Here is a 1,463-nt window from a genome sequence, read left to right on the forward strand (position 1 = left end):
GGGGGGTGTCCCTATGTGGTTTGTCAAGCCGCTGCGGGGGCGGAGGCGGGTTCGGGGTGGCGGTAGTGGGTGTGGTTGCGGAGCATGGCGTAGAGGACGTCGCAGCGTCGGCGGGCGAGGCATATGAGGGCGGCGTTGTGCTTTTTGCCTTCGGCTCTCTTGCGGTCGTAGTAGGCGCGGCTGGTCGGGTCGGACAGGGCCGCGAACGCTGCGAGGAAGAACGCCCGTTTGAGTTTGCGGTTGCCGGTCCTGGCTGGGTGTTCGCCGCGGATGCTGCTGCCCGAGCGCTGGGTGACCGGGGCGATTCCGGCGTAGGCGGCGAGGTGCCCGGAGGATGTGAACGCCGACGCGTCGCCGATTTCGAGGAGGATGCGGGCGGAGGTCCTGACTCCGATGCCGGGCATCGAGGTCAGGACCTGGGCAAGAGGGTGCGCATCGAGGATTTCCTCTACCTCGTCTGCGATGTTTTTCCGTTGCAGGAGAACACTTTTCAGGCTGTCGGCGAGCCTGGGAAGTACGGTGTCGGCGGCGCTGGTGCCAGGGACGACGACGGTCTGCTCGTCGAGCGCGGCGAGGATGTCCTCGACCAGTTTCGCGCCCATCCGGGGCGCGTTCTTGGTCGCGATGGAGGCCAGTTTCCGGCGTCCCGCTTTGCGGATCCCGGCGGGACCGCCGCAGCGGGACAGGATTTCCAGGACCGCGAGGTGGGTGGCTTTGGGGCCAAGGACGCGTTCGAGGGCGGGGTGGATGCCGGTGAGGAGGCCGCGGATGCGGTTGCTGATCCGTGTGGCTTCGGCGGCGAGGTCGTCGTCGTAGCCGATGAGCACGTCCAGTTCGGCCAGGGCGTCGTCGTCGACGTTGATCTGGCGCAGCGTGTGGGGCAGGGTGCGGGCGGCGTCGGCGATGACGAACGCGTCGCGGGCGTCGGTTTTGGCGTTGCCCGGGTAGAGATCGGCGATCCGGCGCATCGCCAGCCCGGGCAGGTAGGCGACCTGGTGGCCGCAGGCGCGGGCCACCGCGACCGGCAGCGCGCCGATCGTGGCCGGCTGATCCACCACGACCAGCAGCGGTCCGTGCTGGGCGAGCTTGTCGAACATCGCCCGCAGCTTGGGTTCGCTGTTGGGCAGCGGTGCGTCGTGCAGTCGCTTGCCCGCCGCGTCCAGTCCGACGGCGTGGTGCTCGCCTTTGCCGACGTCAAGCCCGAGGTAGACGGCGTAGTCGTTGGTCACCTGTGCTGTCTTTCGTATCGTCGCGCGTGGTTCGCCAGTCGAGCATCGACGGCCGGCAGCCACGTTACGACGAGACCTGCCCGAAGGCGGCCGTGTCCCTATCAGCGGTCCCTCGATGCCACCAAACCCGGTGACACCACCCCCCGGATCATGGGTTCGACTGGGGGAGTAAGTCATGCCAGGCCTGGCGACCACGAACTCCTTGATCAGGAGCTACGAAGAAGGTAACGGGGG

Annotated in this window: 1 protein-coding gene; it reads right to left on the reverse strand. The window is 67.9% G+C overall.

Annotated elements, in window-relative coordinates; all coding sequences use genetic code 11:
• Positions 1-23 precede the first annotated feature (23 nt).
• Positions 24-1,229, reverse strand: coding sequence for an IS110 family RNA-guided transposase (locus tag D0D37_RS46390; protein WP_116206907.1), 1,206 nt, complete (start codon positions 1,227-1,229; stop codon positions 24-26).
• Positions 1,230-1,463: the final 234 nt, after the last annotated feature.

Origin of the sequence: Amycolatopsis circi, from assembly GCF_003385235.1 — a bacterium.
Lineage (GTDB): Bacteria > Actinomycetota > Actinomycetes > Mycobacteriales > Pseudonocardiaceae > Amycolatopsis > Amycolatopsis circi.